This is a genomic window from Pseudomonas sp. B414, assembly GCF_055408445.1.
Map to the genome: position 1 here is coordinate 19043 of NZ_JBUZTQ010000044.1, position 16908 is coordinate 35950.

12 protein-coding genes are annotated in these 16908 nt (G+C 59.7%); 10 read left to right on the top strand and 2 right to left on the bottom strand.

Features of this window, described 5'->3' with window-relative positions; translation table 11 throughout:
• Nucleotides 1-18 precede the first annotated feature (18 nt).
• The 4 genes from ACZRMH_RS23360 to ACZRMH_RS23375 are packed head-to-tail and all read left to right on the top strand — an operon-like array spanning nucleotide 19 to nucleotide 7078.
• A complete protein-coding gene (locus ACZRMH_RS23360) occupies nucleotides 19-1080 on the top strand; it encodes a YCF48-related protein (RefSeq protein ID WP_464015489.1) in 1062 nt (353 codons plus the stop codon).
• 29 nt (nucleotides 1081-1109) lie between these two features.
• The gene (locus tag ACZRMH_RS23365) at nucleotides 1110-3641 is read left to right on the top strand and encodes an efflux RND transporter permease subunit (protein ID WP_464015490.1); all 2532 of its coding nucleotides are present in this window, start codon (nucleotides 1110-1112) and stop codon (nucleotides 3639-3641) included.
• The gene (locus ACZRMH_RS23370; protein ID WP_464015491.1) at nucleotides 3634-5412 is read left to right on the top strand and encodes an acyl-CoA dehydrogenase C-terminal domain-containing protein; all 1779 of its coding nucleotides are present in this window, start codon (nucleotides 3634-3636) and stop codon (nucleotides 5410-5412) included. Before ACZRMH_RS23365 ends, ACZRMH_RS23370 begins: the two co-directional genes overlap by 8 nt.
• A gap of 22 nt (nucleotides 5413-5434) precedes the next feature.
• A complete protein-coding gene (locus ACZRMH_RS23375; protein ID WP_464015492.1) occupies nucleotides 5435-7078 on the top strand; it encodes a fatty acid--CoA ligase in 1644 nt (547 codons plus the stop codon).
• Nucleotides 7079-7218: 140 nt separating this feature from the next.
• Here ACZRMH_RS23375 and ACZRMH_RS23380 read toward each other — a convergent pair whose 3' ends face one another.
• The gene (locus ACZRMH_RS23380) at nucleotides 7219-8553 is read right to left on the bottom strand and encodes an amidohydrolase (protein ID WP_464015493.1); all 1335 of its coding nucleotides are present in this window, start codon (nucleotides 8551-8553) and stop codon (nucleotides 7219-7221) included.
• 190 nt (nucleotides 8554-8743) lie between these two features.
• Here ACZRMH_RS23380 and ACZRMH_RS23385 point away from each other — a divergent pair, with 190 nt between their 5' ends.
• Entirely contained in the window at nucleotides 8744-9754 is a 1011-nt protein-coding gene (locus tag ACZRMH_RS23385) for a helix-turn-helix transcriptional regulator (protein WP_464015500.1), read from the top strand.
• A gap of 78 nt (nucleotides 9755-9832) precedes the next feature.
• Here the strand turns inward: ACZRMH_RS23385 and ACZRMH_RS23390 are convergent, their stop codons facing one another.
• Complete coding sequence (locus tag ACZRMH_RS23390; RefSeq protein WP_464015494.1) at nucleotides 9833-11104, bottom strand: PI-PLC domain-containing protein; 1272 nt, start codon at nucleotides 11102-11104, stop codon at nucleotides 9833-9835.
• A 513-nt stretch (nucleotides 11105-11617) separates the two neighbouring features.
• On the opposite strand from ACZRMH_RS23390, the gene benA reads away from it, so the two are divergent.
• The 5 genes from benA (at nucleotide 11618) to ACZRMH_RS23415 (ending at nucleotide 16482) form a co-directional block, all read left to right on the top strand.
• The gene (gene benA / locus ACZRMH_RS23395; RefSeq protein ID WP_464015495.1) at nucleotides 11618-12973 is read left to right on the top strand and encodes a benzoate 1,2-dioxygenase large subunit; all 1356 of its coding nucleotides are present in this window, start codon (nucleotides 11618-11620) and stop codon (nucleotides 12971-12973) included.
• A complete protein-coding gene (gene benB, locus ACZRMH_RS23400) occupies nucleotides 12973-13461 on the top strand; it encodes a benzoate 1,2-dioxygenase small subunit (RefSeq protein ID WP_464015496.1) in 489 nt (162 codons plus the stop codon). The genes benA and benB overlap by 1 nt, the downstream gene beginning before the upstream one ends.
• A gap of 69 nt (nucleotides 13462-13530) precedes the next feature.
• A complete protein-coding gene (benC, locus tag ACZRMH_RS23405) occupies nucleotides 13531-14541 on the top strand; it encodes a benzoate 1,2-dioxygenase electron transfer component BenC (protein ID WP_464015497.1) in 1011 nt (336 codons plus the stop codon).
• Between the two features lie 22 nt (nucleotides 14542-14563).
• Nucleotides 14564-15325, top strand: a complete 762-nt coding sequence (locus ACZRMH_RS23410; protein WP_464015498.1) for a 1,6-dihydroxycyclohexa-2,4-diene-1-carboxylate dehydrogenase — start codon at nucleotides 14564-14566, stop codon at nucleotides 15323-15325.
• Nucleotides 15326-15360: 35 nt separating this feature from the next.
• Nucleotides 15361-16482 (top strand): muconate cycloisomerase family protein, encoded by a 1122-nt coding sequence (locus tag ACZRMH_RS23415; RefSeq protein ID WP_464015499.1) that lies wholly within the window; start codon nucleotides 15361-15363, stop codon nucleotides 16480-16482.
• Nucleotides 16483-16908 lie beyond the last annotated feature (426 nt).

A 16908-nucleotide genomic window follows, 5' to 3' on the forward strand; every position in this document is an offset into this window, starting at 1 on the left:
ACTTCTGGAAGGTGCGGTATGGATGCTTTGAAAAAAATCACCCTGGCATGCCTGGGTTCGCTGCTGATGCAGGGCGCTGTGTTGGCGGCGGGTTATGTGGATGTCCTGGAACTGCCGGCCAAGCCCAGTGCCCTGGCCGTGCGCAGCCCTCTGGTGGGGATTGCCCGGGCCGGTGAGCGTCTGGTCGCGGTGGGCCAGCGCGGCCATATTGTCTATTCCGATGACGCAGGCCAGCACTGGGAGCAGGCCCGTGTGCCGCTGAGCAGTGATCTGAGTGCGGTGTTTTTCCCGTCGCCCACCCAGGGCTGGGCGGTGGGCAACGATGGTGTGGTGCTGCACAGCAGCGACGCCGGGGCCACCTGGAGTAAACAGCTGGACGGTCGACAAATCGGCGACTTGCTGATCAGGCATTACAGCGCCCTGGCCGCAGCGCAACCGGGCAGCGAGCACTGGCCGTTGCTGGTGGCGCAAGGTCGGCGCCTGGCCGCAGAAGGCGCCGACAAGCCGTTGCTCGACGTCTGGTTTGCCGACGACAAGCTCGGCTATGTGGTGGGCGTGTTCAACCTGATTTTGCGTACCGAGGATGGCGGTCAGAGCTGGACGCCGTTTCAGGACCGCATCGACAACCCCCAGGGCTTTCACCTCAACGCCATCGCTTCGACCGGTGACGGGCTGTATATCGCCGGTGAACAGGGCCTGCTGCTCAAGTGGGAAGAGGGCAGGCAGCGTTTTACGGCCTTGCACACACCTTACCAGGGCAGTTTTTTCGGGGTGATCGGCAAACCCGCAGAGGTGATCGTCTACGGCCTGCGCGGCAACGTATTGCGCAGCACCGATGGAGGCGAGCATTGGAGCCCGCTCAATAGCGGCCCGCAGGCCAGTATCACCGCAGCAATCATCGATGCCCAAGGCCGCTACGAGCTGTTTACCCAAGCGGGCTACACACTGGTCAGCAGCGGCACCGGCTTGCAGACGCTGGCGCAACCGGGCCTGCCACCGGTGGCCGGTGCCGTGCGTGCGGCTGACGGTTCGCGGGTGGTGGTGGGTAGCCGGGGTGCGCAGGCACTGGCTGGCGAATAAGACCTCGAACATTTAGAGCGAGAACCCACATGGGCAATATCAAGCAAGACAGCATGCCGGTGATCCGCGATCTGCGCGATTTCGACCGCAACTCCGGCAACCTGCTGGAGCGGTTGGTGTTCAACTATCGCCCGCTGTTTATGCTGTTGATGGCACTGATCACGGTGGTGCTGGGCTATATGGCCGTTACCCGCCTGGAACTGCGCCCCAGCTTCGAAAAAATGATTCCCCAGAGCCAGCCCTATATCCAGAATTACCTGGAGAACCGTCGGTCATTGCGCGGTCTGGGCAACTCGGTGCGGGTAGTGGTGGAGAACACCCAAGGGGATATTTTCGACCCGGGTTACCTGGACGTACTCAAGCAGGTCAATGACCAGCTGTTTATCACCGCTGGGGTTGACCGGGTATGGATGAAGTCGCTGTGGAGCCCAGGCGTACGCTGGACCGAAGTCACCGAAGAAGGCTTTCAGGGTGGCCCGGTGATGCCCGGTACTTACCAGGGCACGGCTGCCGACATCGAACAGCTGCGCCAGAACATTAGCCGAGCCGGGATCGTCGGCAGCCTGGTGGCCAGCGACTTCAAATCCAGCATGCTGATCGTGCCCCTGCTGGACACCACCTCGGCCACCGGTCAGGGCATCAACTACCAGCAGTTCTCCCGCTTGCTCGAAGAGCAGTTGCGCGACCGTATCGAGTTCGGCGGGGACAGCGCCGCCCGCAAGGCCGGGGAGGAGGGCGGCGGACAGTACAAGGTTCGCGTGATCGGTTTTGCCAAGCTGATGGGCGACCTGATCGATGGCCTGATCCAAGTAATGATGTTCTTTGCCCTGGCCGTAGTCACCTCGCTGCTGATCATCTACCTCTACACCCGTTGCGTGCGCAGCACCCTGCTGGTGGTGGGCTGCTCGCTGATCGCGGTGGTCTGGCAACTGGGCATCGTTGCCTGGCTGGGCTATGCGATTGACCCGTACTCGGTGCTGGTGCCGTTTTTGATCTTCGCCATCGGCGTGTCCCATGCGGCGCAAAAGATGAACGGCATCATGCAGGACATTGCCCGTGGCACCCACAAGCTGATTGCTGCGCGCTACACCTTTCGTCGTCTGTTTATTGCCGGTGTCACCGCGTTGCTGGCCGATGCGGTGGGCTTTGCGGTGCTGATGCTGATCGATATTCCGGTGATCCAGGACCTGGCCATCACCGCCAGTATCGGGGTTGCGGTGCTGATCTTTACCTCGCTGCTGCTGATGCCCGTGGCATTGTCCTACGTTGGCGTGGGGCGCAAGGCGGCCGAGCGTGCGTTGAAAATCGAGATCCGCGCCGACGGGCACCGGGGCCTGGGCAAACTGTGGGACCTGCTTGACCGCTTCACCACCCGCAAGTGGGCCACGGGTGCGGTACTGCTAGCGGCCTTGATGGGCGTCGGTGGTTTTATGGTCAGCCTGCACTTGCAGATCGGCGACCTCGACAGCGGCGCCCCGGAGTTGCGTGCCGACTCGCGCTATAACCGTGATAACGCCTACATCACCAGTCACTACGCGCTGTCCAGTGACCTGTTTGCGGTGATGGTCAAGACTGCACCGGAAGGTTGCCTTGATTACCAGACCCTGATCCTCGCCGATCGCCTGGCCTGGGAGCTGCAACAGGCGCCCGGGGTACAGGCCACGTCGTCGCTGGTCAACGCCGTGCGCCAGATCACGGCAGGCTCCTATGAAGGCAACCCCAAGCTCAACAGCATCCAGCGCAATCAGGACGTGCTCAACTATGCCGCCCAGCAGGCCTCGGTCAACTCCCCGGAACTGTTCAACACCGATTGCTCGCTGATGCCGGTGATTGCCTATCTCAAGGACCACAAGGCCCAGACCCTGGATTCCGTGGTCGCCATTGCCGACTCGTTCGCCAGGGCCAACAGCACCCCGCAGCGCCAGTTTTTACTGGCGGCCGGTACGGCGGGCATCGAGGTAGCGACCAATATCGTGGTGCGCGAAGCCAACCGCACCATGCTGCTGTATGTGTATGCGGCGGTCACGCTGTTCTGCCTGATCACCTTCCGCAGTTGGCGCGCCACTCTGGTGGCCTTGCTGCCGCTGGTGCTGACCTCGATCCTGTGCGAAGCACTGATGGTGGTCATGGGCATCGGCGTCAAAGTGGCGACCTTGCCGGTGATCGCCCTCGGGGTGGGCATCGGCGTGGATTACGCGCTGTACCTGCTCAGCGTGCAATTGCATTACCAGCGCCAGGGCCTGTCACTGGGTGAGGCCTACCGCAAGGCGGTGGCCTTTACCGGGCGGGTCGTGGCGCTGGTGGGCATTACCCTGGCGGCAGGCGTGGTGTGCTGGATCTGGTCGCCGATCAAGTTTCAGGCGGATATGGGCATCCTGCTGACCTTTATGTTCCTGTGGAACATGCTGGGGGCGCTGATTCTGATTCCTGCCTTGTCGTATTTCCTGTTGCGCGGCCCCGCGTTGAACCCTCGTATTGCTCCGGAGCAACGCGCCGCCAACCTTCAAAAAACGGGCATGCGTCATGCCCGTACTCTGTCCGAGAACGCCAATCATGTCTGACTACAAAGCTCCCCTGCGCGATATGCGCTTCGTGCTCAATGAGGTTTTCCAGGTGTCCCGGCTATGGGCCCGACTGCCGGGTATGGCCGAGGTGGTGGATGAGGAGACCGCTGCGGCGATCCTTGAAGAAGCGGGCAAGATCAGCGCCGGGATCATTGCGCCGTTGCGCCAGAGCGGCGATGAGCAAGGCTGCGTGTGGAGCAGCGCCGGGGTGACAACCCCGCAGGGGTTTGTTGCGGCCTATCAGGCATTTGCCGAAGGCGGCTGGGTGGGCGTGGGCGGTAGCCCGCAGTTCGGTGGCATGGGCATGCCCAAGGTGATCTGCGCCCAGGTCGAAGAAATGGTCAACGGTGCCAACCTGTCGTTCGGCCTGTACCCGATGTTGACCGCCGGTGCTTGCCTGTCGATTTACGCCCACGCCAGCGAAGAGCTGAAGCAAAAGTACCTGCCCAATCTGTATGCCGGGATCTGGACCGGTTCCATGTGCCTGACCGAGGCCCATAGCGGTACTGATCTGGGGCTGATCCGCACCCGCGCCGAGCCACGCGCCGACGGCAGTTACGCGCTCAGCGGCAGCAAGATGTTTATTACCGGCGGCGAGCATGATCTGAGTGAAAACATCATTCATCTGGTTCTCGCCCGTCTGCCGGATGCCCCTGCCGGGCCCAAGGGCATCTCGCTGTTTCTGGTGCCCAAGGTGCTGGTCAATGCCGATGGCTCGCTGGGTGAACGCAACTCGCTGGCTTGCGGCTCCATCGAACACAAGATGGGCATCAAGGCCTCTGCCACCTGCGTAATGAACTTCGACCAGGCCACCGGCTGGTTGGTCGATGCCCCCGGCAAGGGCCTGGCGGCGATGTTCACCATGATGAACTACGAGCGTCTGGGCGTGGGTATCCAGGGCCTGGCCCAGGGTGAGCGCTCTTATCAGGCCGCTATCGAGTACGCCCGCGAGCGTTTGCAAAGCCGCGCATCCGCAGGCGCACAGGCCCCGGAAAAGCCCGCCGACCCGATCATTGTGCACCCCGACGTGCGGCGCATGCTGCTCACCATGAAAGCCCTGAACGAAGGCGGGCGGGCATTTTCCAGCTATGTGGCACTGCAACTGGATACTGCCAAATACAGCGATGACGCGGCCACCCGCCAGCGCGCACAAGACCTTGTGGCCCTGTTGACCCCGGTGGCCAAGGCGTTTCTGACCGATATGGGCCTGGAAACCACCTTGCACGGGCAAATGGTGTTCGGCGGCCATGGCTATATCCGCGAGTGGGGCCAGGAGCAACTGGTGCGCGACGTGCGCATCACTCAGATCTATGAAGGCACCAATGGCATTCAGGCGCTGGACCTGGCAGGGCGCAAGACTGTGGGCAGCGGCGGGGCGCTGTACCGGCTGTTCGCTGATGAAATCCGCCAGTTTATCGCCTCTGCCGGAGCTGAACTGAGCGAGTTCAACCAGCCGTTGGGTGCCGCACTGGACACTCTGGACGAGCTGACCGCCTGGCTGCTGGACCGCGCGCAAAACAACCCCAATGAGGTTGGCGCGGCCTCGGTCGAGTATCTTCAGGTGTTCGGTTATACCGCCTACGCTTACCTGTGGGCGCGCATGGCCGGGGCGGCGCTGGGCAAACTTCAGGAAGATGACTTCTACGCCAGCAAACTGGGCACTGCACGTTTCTACTTCGCCCGCCTGTTGCCACGTATTGCCTCCCTGAGCGCATCGGTCAAGGCGGGCAGCGAAAGCCTCTACCTGCTCGATACTGCGCAGTTCTAAAACAGTTTCAGGACCCACCACCATGCTGAAGACAAAAATAATTCCACCAGCACCCGGGGCATACACCTACCCCCTGTTGATCAAGAGCCTGCTGCTGTCGGGGGAGCGCTACGAGCCCGATAATCAAATCGTTTACGCCGACAAGCTGCGCTACAGCTATAAAACCCTCAACCAGCGCATCCGCAGGCTGGCCAATGCGCTCACGGCGGCCGGAGTCAAGGCCGGCGACACGGTGGCCATGCTCGACTGGGACAGCCACCGTTACCTGGAGTGTTTTTTTGCCGTGCCGATGATTGGCGCCGTGCTGCATACGGTCAATATCCGGCTTTCGGCAGATCAGGTGCTCTACACCATGAACCACGCCGAGGATGACCTGGTGCTGGTGCATGATGATTTTGTGCCCTTGATCGAGCAGATCCACGACGGCCTGACTACCGTCAAAGGCTATATCCGTCTCTGCGATGAACCTGAGTGCGGCACTGCAATACCGGTGCTGGGCGAATATGAAACCCTGCTGGCACGGGCTTCATCCGAATACGATTTCCCTGACTTTGATGAAAACTCGGTGGCGACGGTCTTTTACACCACGGGCACCACCGGCAGCCCCAAAGGCGTGTATTTCACCCATCGACAACTGGTGCTGCATACCCTGACGGCCGTCGGCTCCCTGAGCGGTTACCAGAGCATGCCTCTGGTGCGTTCCGATGATGTGTATATGCCCATCACCCCGATGTTCCATGTGCATGCCTGGGGCGTGCCCTACGTGGCAACCCTGATGGGGATCAAGCAGGTGTACCCCGGCCGTTACGAGCCCAACAGCCTGGTCCGGTTGTTTCGTGACGAGAAGGTCACCTTCTCCCATTGCGTACCGACCATTTTGCAAATGATCCTGGCTTGCGACGAAGCCAGGGACACCCGTTTTGACGGCTGGAAAATGCTCCTGGGCGGCAGTGCCCTGACCCTGGGGCTTGCCACCCAGGCCAGTGCCAAAGGCATTCAGGTACACAGCGGCTACGGCATGTCCGAGACCTGCCCGTTGCTGTGCACCAGCTACCTGAGCGCAGCCGAAATCGAACAGTCCACCCAGGCGCAGTTGACCCTGCGCATCAAGACCGGCATGCCGACGCCGATGGTGGACTTGAAAATCATCGATGGCAGTGGCCATGCCGTGGCCCACGATGGCGAGTCTTTGGGCGAGATCGTGGTGCGGGCGCCGTGGCTGACCCAGGGCTATCTGCACGAAGCCGAAAAGGGCGCCGAGCTTTGGCAGGATGGCTGGCTGCACACCGGCGACCTGGCTTCCATCGACCCCAGGGGCCGGGTGGAAATCAAGGACAGGATCAAGGACGTGATCAAGACGGGCGGCGAGTGGATCAGCTCCCTGGACCTGGAAAACCTGATCAGTGAGCACAGCTCGGTGAGTGCTGTCGCGGTGGTGGGCGTTGCCGACGAGCAATGGGGCGAACGGCCTATGGCGCTGGTGGTGTGCGCTCCCGGGCAGGTACTCGATCAACCACTACTTGAAGCCCACTTGCAGCAATTTGTGGCCTGTGGCCGGATCAACAAGTGGGCGATTCCCAAGCAGTTTGACTTTGTTGTGGAGATCCCGAAAACCAGTGTGGGCAAGATCAACAAGAAGCTGATTCGGGAGAACCAGCGCAAGTGAGTTGACCTGATATACCGCGTCGCCCGAATCTCAGGCAAGCACCGTGGATTTGTGGGAGCGGGCTTGCTCGCGATGCAGGCTACGCGGTTTTCCTGAGCATGCGCGTTGTTGCCATCGCGAGCAGGCTCGCTCCCACAGATTCAGCTCCCCTGTACCCGCCCCGGATAATTCATCACAAACTGCACATGAGCCTTGACCCCGGTGGCCAGGGTGGCATCGTCGGCAGTGAAGTAGGGGCTGTGGTTATTCGCCGCCTTGCTCATATCCTGCCCTTCAGGCGTGGCGCCCAAAAATACAAACAGGCCCGGGACTTTCTCGGCGTAGTACGAGAAGTCTTCGCTGGGCGACAGGGACGCCGGCAGCAACTGCACCTTGCCGGGCGCTGCCAGCTCCAGTGCCGGGACCATCGCCGCAGTCAGAAGTGGGTCGTTGCTGGTGACCGGTGCATGGTTGACCAGCAGCAAATGGGCTTCGGTCTCATAGGCACTGGCGATGCCTTGCACCAATGGCGGCATTTTTTTCAGCAGGGTGTCACGTACTGCCGCGCTGTTGCTGCGGATGGTGCCGGTCATTTCCACGGTTTCGGGAATGATATTGGCCGCAGAACCGGCATTGATGGTGCCGACACTGATCACCCCCATCCCCTGGGTCAAATCAGCCCGGCGGCTGACCAGGGTTTGCAGGCCATTGATAATGCCCGCACTGGCCACCACCGGGTCAACTCCGCTCCAGGGTGCCGAGCCGTGGGTCTGCTGGCCCTTGACGATGATGCGAAAGCCGTCGCTGCTGTTGAGTACGGTGCCTGCTTTGTAATACAGGTGCCCGGTGGGGTAGCCCGCCATCACATGCACGCCGAAAATCGCTTCGACCTTGGGTGAGTCGAGCGCGCCGTCGCGGATCATCGCTTGGGCGCCGATCAGGGTATCGCTCGCAAATTCGTCCACATCCGCCGCGCCTTCTTCGGCAGGCTGGAACAGGAACACCACGGTGCCTGCCACTTGATCACGGTGCTCGGCCAGCACCTTGGCTGCGACCAGCAGCATGGCGGTGTGGGTGTCATGGCCGCAGGCGTGCATCACCGGCACGGTCTTGCCCAGGCGCACGCCGGTGGCTGTGCTGGCATAGGGCAGGCCGGTCATCTCCTTGACGGGCAGGGCGTCCATATCGGCCCGCAGGGCCATCACCGGGCCGGGCAGGCCGCCCTTGAGCACGCCAACCACACCGGTCTTGCCCACCTGGGTGCGCACCTGCAAACCCATGCTCTTGAGTTGCTCGGCGACCAGAGCGGCAGTCTTGAACTCCTGATTGCCCATCTCCGGGTTCTGGTGAAGGGTGTGTCGCAAGGAAATGACCTGCGCATTCACCGCGGCAACGGCGGGGTTGACCCAACTGAGGTCTGCAGCCTGGCTGGTGCTGGCAGTCAGTGCGCTCAACAGCGCGAGATACAGGGGGGCAGGGCTTAGACGGCTGAACATCATTGTTCTCTTGTTTGTTGTTTTTAGGGCGCACAGGGTAAGGCGTCGCCAGGCCCATATGCGAAACCGGCGGGCTAAAAGTGTGCGGTTACCGGACATTAGCCGAGGGTCCAATTGATCTGCCGGGGTGCCCATGCCTACTCTGGCATACGTGACACCCATAATAATGACAACACCGAGTACCTTGCCGATGGATAGCCGCCTGCTGAGTGAGCGCAGTAGCGTGTTCCGACACGCCGACCCACATGCCGTGTCCGATTATGTGAACCAGCATGTCGGCCAGCACTGCATTGGCCTTTCCAGAACCACCCGGCCGCTGGCCAGCCTCAATCACCGCAAATTTGCCGAACTGGACCTGTGCCGTATCAGTTATGGCGGCAGTGTGCGCGTGACCTCGCCCGCACTGGAGACCATCTTTCACTTGCAGGTGCTGCTCAGCGGCAATTGCCTGTGGCGCGGCCCGAACCGCGAGCACCATCTGGTGCCGGGAGAGTTGCTGGTGATCAACCCGGATGATCCGGTGGATCTGACTTACTCCCGGGACTGCGAAAAGTTCATCCTTAAAATACCGGCCAAATTGCTTGAGTCAGTGTGTGACGATCAGCGCTGGCGACGGCCAGCTGGCGGTGTGCGCTTTGTGCGCAATCATTACCGGCTCGATGAGCTGGAAGGCTTTCTCGGTTTGCTGGGCATGGTGTGCCAGGAATCCGAGGCCAGCGACCCGCTGTTGCGGGTGCAGGAGCATTACACGCAGATTGTCGGCAGCAAATTGCTGACCCTGATGCAGACCAATATCAGCCGTGAAAACCTGGCATCAGGCAGTGTCAGTATTGAGCGCATCCTCGATTACATCGAGCGCAGTCTCAAACAGGAAATCAGCGCTGAAGACCTGGCCGCGCAGGCCTGTATCAGCCAGCGTTCACTCTATAGCCTGTTCGAGCGCCAGTTGGGCGTGACGCCCTTGCAGTACATCCGCCAGCGCAAGCTGGAACGTATCCACGCCTGCCTGAATGACCCCAGTTGCACGGTGCGCAGCCTTACCGAGCTGGCGCTGGATTATGGCTTTGTGCATTTGGGGCGGTTTTCCGAAAGCTATCGGTTGCAGTTCGGTGAGCTGCCTTCGAGCACCCTCAAGCGCCGGCTGAACAACCTTGGGAGAGCACCTGCGCCATACCTCAAAGGTAGTGTTGTGCACCAATAACATCGAGGTAATAAAACATGGCAGGGCTTAAATAGCCTGCCATGCTGCACATATGAGACATTATTCCAGAATGCTTTATTAGCGCTTTTGTTCAATCTTGACTCGAGAAACCTTGCCATCAAGGCCATTGTGGTAAAAAGCCCTGATTTTGAAAGTGCGGTTCTCGAAGTTCTTCTCAAAGCTGCCAATCACAATATTGTTTTCATTGATGCCAATATCGCGCTTCACATCAATAATGACGTAGTCATCTTTCTGGCTGCCTGTGGGCGAGTCGAACAGGGTAATCCGGGTTCCCTTCGCAACGCCACGTAGCCGCATGGATCGGGCTTCATCATTTTCACAGCCACGACTGGCCAGGCGGAAATTATAGTTATGGCCCGCAGGAATAACGCAAACTGAATCCTGGCTAGCGGAATTACCTTCATAAAAATAAAATCCACCCTGAGACAGAGCGGCTGCATAAGGAAAGGCATCGCCAGTTTGGTTGAAGTCGATCGCAATATAGTTGGGGTTTTTGCGCTGACCAATAAGAGTGGCGCAATGTCGATCGACCCGGCGTTCCAGATAAGTCAAGTTGTTATCCATATGCCCGGCATGTGCGGTGGACGAACCCCATCTATGAAACTGATTGAGCACAAACAAGCGCTTCCAGTTATCGACGCCAGAATCTGTCGTTGTCTGTATGGCATGTTTTTTATCTGACCACCGCGATTCACAGCTCCAGTTATGTTTGAGCGCAGTGAGGCCCAGATCCCAGTAGTTTTGAGTCTGCCAACTATTGTTAAGTAGGATAGGGACCGTTCTGCCGCTCACCTGATAGCGCCCACTCTTGCTGTCTGTGAAGATAATCAAACGCTTGTTGCTTGCAATGATCTGTTGCAGGGTCGGCCATGAGGAGCCACTATAGGCCTCGGGATCAAAGACCCAGTTGCCCAACTCTGGAACGGCCTGAAGCGACTTCAAAAACCCCTCGTTATCCATGTGGTTTTCCAATATCAGCGTGACGACTGCATTGGGGTTACTGAGAAGAAAAGGAATAAAGACTTCTTTCAAAGCTGTCGAGAATTTTTTATGTGCGCGTGCATCGCATGTCGAGTTCTTGGAGACGTGACACAAATAAGCCTCTTTCGTAGCTTTAAGCTTTCCTGGGTGTAAATCCAGCATGAAACCACGCACGCCTCGGTTCAGTTGAACCGCCATATCATCCAGATAACCGTTATGGGCTGTCACCCACGTGTACTCGTTGAATGGTTTTGTAAAGTTGTTTATGCCTGGTGCTGTCTCGGCCGCGTGCGCCTGGCAACCAAAAAAAGCGCCTGCCAACAAAAAGAATTTGCTGCACTGATTCATAAATGCCTTCTGACAAATAATTGATTCTCGGCCAGCCCGTTAATGGCAGACCAATTGTGAATACCCAGGGTGTAATCATTCGAAAATCCCGTCTTGCGTAACAGCCGACCGCTCGACATGCTGAAGCAACTATGCAGCGAAGCTACGCAGTTGTTAGAGGTAGGGTTGATCAAGAAGGGTGATGGGTGTCTTGGCGGCAACTCTGCCCGATCGGCTAATCGATGTATGTAATCTGTTTCTCTAAAAAGGTGAGGTTTTTTTTCGTGCCGTCCGGCTGTTCCAGTACATGCAACTCGTCCAGGCCCATGCCCAGAGAGCTTATTGGGGAATCTCTCAAGTCTGAAAGCATTGCGTGAATCCAGCATCGACTCGGTCAGTCCCCTCTCCCTGCGCAGGAGGGTGAGGGCCGCTCTGTGCACTAATCGGATAGCGATTGGCAGTAAACGGCTATTACCCCCTGTATCGATTCCCTAACCTGACCCGGCCTGGATAATAACAACGGAGGCCCTGGCCATGTCCCTGGGTATCGATTACTTGAATGCCATGCTTGAAGACGACAAAGAGAAGGGCATCTACCGCTGCAAGCGCGAGATGTTTACCGACCCGGACCTCTTCGAACTGGAAATGACCCATATCTTCGAGGGCAACTGGATCTACCTTGCCCACGAAAGTCAGATCCCCAACGTCAACGATTTCCTGACCACCACCATGGGCCGCCAGCCGATCTTTATCGCGCGTAACAAGGCCGGTGAACTCAACGCCTTTCTTAACGCCTGCAGCCATCGCGGCGCCATGCTCTGCCGCCACAAGAGCGGCAACCGCGCCAGCTATACCTGCCCGTTCCACGGCTGGACCTTCAACAACAGCGGCAAGCTGCTCAAGGTCAAGGACCCGAGCGCTGCCGGTTACCCGCAAGGCTTCAACTGCGAAGGCTCCCATGACCTGACCAAAGTGGCGCGCTTCGAGTCCTATCGCGGCTTTCTGTTTGGCAGTCTCAACCCTGAGGTCAAATCCCTGGCCGAGCATCTGGGTGAGTCGGCGAAGATCATCGATATGATCGTCGACCAGTCCGCTGACGGCCTGGAAGTGCTGCGCGGTTCCAGCTCCTATATCTACGAAGGCAACTGGAAACTCACCGCCGAAAACGGTGCCGATGGTTACCACGTCAGTTCCGTGCACTGGAACTACGCCGCGACGCAAAACCAGCGCACCCTGCGCGAAGCCGGTGAAGAAATCAAAACCATGAGCGCCGGCAGCTGGGCCAAGGGCGGCGGCGGTTTCTACTCTTTCGACCACGGTCATTTGCTGCTCTGGACCCGCTGGGCCAACCCCGAGGACCGCCCGGCCTACGAGCGCCGCGATGAACTGGCCCGTGACTTCGGCCAGGCCCGTGCCGACTGGATGATCGACAACTCGCGCAACCTGTGCCTGTACCCCAACGTCTACCTGATGGACCAGTTCAGCTCGCAAATCCGCATCGCCCGGCCCATCTCCGTGGACAAGACCGAGATCACCATCTACTGCATCGCGCCCAAGGGCGAGAGCAGCGAGGCGCGCACCAAACGCATCCGCCAGTATGAAGACTTCTTCAATGTCAGTGGCATGGCCACCCCGGATGACCTCGAAGAGTTCCGCTCCTGCCAGACCGGCTACGGCGCTGGCCGCGGCTGGAATGACATGTCCCGTGGGGCTGAGCACTGGGTCGAAGGCGCCGATGCCGCCGCCACAGAAATCGATCTCAAACCGCTGCTGTCCGGGGTGCGTACCGAAGATGAAGGCCTGTTTGTGCTGCAACACAAGTACTGGCAGGAAACAATGCTCAAGGCCGCCGCCGGCGAGCCACAGTTGATCCCTGTGGAGGCCGTGTAATGAACAGCCTTTACCCGATTGTGCGGGACTTTCTGTACCGCGAAGCGCGTTACCTGGACGATGGCCAGTGGGATCAATGGCTGGAGCTGTACGCCGCCGATGCCAGCTTCTGGATGCCGTGCTGGGATGACAACGACAGCCTCACCGAAGACCCGCAAAGCGAAATCTCGCTGATCTGGTACGGCAACCGTGGTGGCCTGGAAGACCGCGTGTTCCGCATCAAGACCGAGCGCTCCAGTGCGACCATGCCGGACACCCGTACCTCGCACAACCTGAGCAATATCGAGATCGTCGACGAAGCCAACGGGCTGTGCCAAGTGCGTTTTAACTGGCACACCCTGAGCTATCGCTACAAGACCACCGACAGCTACTTTGGCACCAGCTTTTACACTCTCGATATGCGCGGCCCACAGCCGTTGATCAAGGCGAAAAAAGTCGTGCTCAAGAATGACTACGTGCGTCAGGTCATCGACATCTACCACATCTGATCAACGCTGTGATGCGTGCCTGAGGCTGCCTGTGGGCACCCGGGCCGGGCATTGCCTGCGAGGTACATTATGAGCTATCAAATTGCGCTCAATTTCGAAGACGGGGTCACTCGTTTTATCCAGGCCAACAGCCAGGAAACCGTCGCCGACGCGGCTTATCGCCAGGGCATCAATATCCCGCTGGACTGCCGCGACGGCGCTTGCGGCACCTGCAAGTGCTTTGCCGAAGCCGGGCAATACGAGCTGGGCGATGAATATATCGACGACGCTCTTAGCGAGGATGAGGTCAAACAGGGCTATGTGCTGACCTGCCAGATGCGCGCCGCCAGTGACTGCGTATTGCGGGTGCCTGCCTCTTCGGCCGTATGCAAGACCCAACAGGCCAGTTTTGACGCGGTTATCAGCGATGTACGGCAGTTGTCCGAAAGCACCATCGCACTGTCGATCAAGGGCGAGGCACTGGGCAGCCTGGCATTTTTGCCGGGCCAGTACGTCAATCTGCAGGTGCCGGGCAGCGAGCAGACGCGGGCCTATTCCTTCAGCACCCTGCAAAAGAATGGCGAAGTCAGCTTTTTGATCCGCAATGTCCCGGGCGGGCTGATGAGCAGCTTCTTGACCGGCATCGCCAAGACGGGCGACAGCATGACCCTGGCCGGGCCGCTGGGCAGCTTCTACCTGCGCCAGATCCAGCGGCCCTTGCTGTTGCTGGCCGGCGGCACCGGGCTGGCGCCGTTTACCGCCATGCTGGAAAAAATCGCCGAGCAGGGCAGTGCCCATCCGCTGCATCTGATCTATGGCGTAAGCAATGACTTTGATCTGGTCGAGCTGGACCGCCTGCATGCCCTGAGCGAGCGTATCGCCAATTTCAGCTTCAGTGCCTGCGTGGCCAACCCGCAGAGCCAGCACCCGCTCAAGGGCTATGTCACCCAGCATATCGAACCCTGCCACCTCAATGCCGGTGATGTTGACGTGTACCTGTGCGGCCCGCCGCCAATGGTGGAGGCGGTCAACCTGTATATCCGCGAGCAGGGCATCACCCCGGCCAATTTCTACTACGAAAAATTCGCCGCTGCGGCCTGATCCCCTTTTATACGAGGTTGCCATGAACAACAGATTCGACAACAAGGTGGCGCTGGTCACTGGCGCGGCACAGGGCATCGGGCGGCGGGTGTGTGAACGTCTGCTGGCCGAAGGTGCGCAAGTGATTGCAGTGGATCGCTCAGAGCTGGTTTTCGAGCTCCAGGGCGAGGGCGTGCTGGCCCTGACCGCTGACCTGGAGCAATACGCCGATTGCGCGCGGGTGATGGCGGCGGCGGTGGACACCTTCGGCCGCCTCGACGTGCTGGTCAACAACGTGGGCGGCACCATCTGGGCCAAGCCTTTCGAGCATTACCAGGTCGAGGAAATCGAGGCCGAAGTGCGCCGCTCGCTGTTCCCCACCCTGTGGTGCTGCCATGCGGCGCTGCCGTACATGCTGGAACAGGGCAAAGGGGCGATCGTCAATGTCTCGTCCATCGCCACTCGCAGCATCAATCGGGTGCCGTATGGCGCAGCCAAGGGTGGGGTTAATGCGCTGACCGCTTGCCTGGCCTTCGAGAACGCCAAGCGTGGCATTCGGGTCAACGCCACCGCCCCGGGGGGCACCGAAGCGCCGCCACGACGTATAGCGCGCAATGAAGCCGAACAGAGCCCGGACGAGAAAACCTGGTATCAGCAAATCGTCGATCAGACCCTCGACAGCAGCCTGATGAAACGCTACGCCAGCCTCGATGAGCAGGTCGGCGCGATCCTGTTTCTGGCCAGTGACGAAGCCTCCTATATCACCGGCGTAACCCTGCCGGTCGGCGGTGGCGACCTCGGTTGAAAGGCCCGCAAACCCTCTCTGACAGGAACAGTGAAATGACCCATGTGCTGATTCAAAGCCTGACCACCCTGATCGTTGATTTGCCCACCATCCGCCCGCATACCCTGGCGATGCACACCATGCGCAAGCAGACCCTGGTGATTGTGCGCCTGCGCTGCAGTGACGGCATCGAAGGCATCGGCGAAGCCACCACCATCGGTGGCCTGGCCTACGGCTATGAAAGCCCGGAAAGCATCAAGGCCAATATCGACGCGCACCTGGCGCCAATCCTGGTGGGCAAGCCGGCGGCCAATATCAACGCCGCCATGCAAAGCCTGGACAAGATTGCCAAGGGCAATACCTTTGCCAAATCCGGTATCGAAAGCGCGCTGCTCGACGCTCAGGGCAAGCGTTTGGGCCTGCCGGTCAGCGAGCTGCTCGGCGGCCGCGTGCGTGACAGCCTGGAAGTTGCCTGGACCCTGGCCAGCGGCGACACCGCCCGCGATATCGCTGAAGCGCAGCAGATGCTGGACAGGCGTCGCCACCGCATCTTCAAATTGAAGATCGGTGCCAATCCGCTGGAGCAGGATCTCAAGCATGTACTGGCGATTAAAAAGGCCCTGGGCGACCGGGCCAGTGTGCGCGTGGACGTTAACCAGTACTGGGACGAATCCCAGGCCATTCGGGGTTGCCAGGTGCTGGGTGACAACGGCATCGACCTGATCGAGCAGCCGATCTCCCGAGTCAACCGCTGCGGGCAGGTGCGCCTGAATCTGCGCAGCCCGGCGCCGATCATGGCGGACGAGTCCATCGAAAGTGTCGAGGACGCCTTCAGCCTCGCAGCGGACGGTGCGGCCAGCGTGTTTGCCCTGAAGATCGCGAAAAACGGTGGCCCTCGCGCCGTGTTGCGTACGGCGCATATCGCCGAGGCGGCAGGTATCGCACTTTACGGCGGCACCATGCTTGAAGGCTCGGTGGGCACCCTGGCGTCGGCCCATGCCTTTCTGACCCTCAAGCAACTGACCTGGGGCACTGAACTGTTCGGGCCGCTGTTGCTGACCGAAGACATCGTTACCGAGGCGCCGCAGTACCGCGACTTTGAGCTGCATATTCCGCGTACCCCAGGGCTGGGCCTGACGCTGGATGAAGAGCGGCTGGCGCGTTTCAGCAGAGGCTGAATTTTCTACAACCCTGGGAGCGGGCTGAAATCGGATTTGTGAATGCCACAAGACGTGTGGGAGCTGGCTTGCCTGCGATGCAGGCGACTCGGTACATCAGGCCAACCGCGCTGATGCCATCGCGAGCAAGCTCGCTCCCACAATGATTGGGGCTGAAATCGGACTTGTGAATGCCACAAGACCTGTGGGTGCTGGCTTACCTGCGATGCAGGCGACTGGGTACATCAGGCCAACTGCGCTGATGCCATCGCGAGCAAGCTCGCTCCCACAATGATTGGGGCTGAAATCGGACTTGTGAATGCCACAAGACCTGTGGGTGCTGGCTTACCTGCGATGCAGGCGACTGGGTACATCAGGCCAACTGCGCTGATGCCATCGCGAGCAAGCTCGCTCCCACAATGATTGGGGCTGAAATCGGACTTGTGA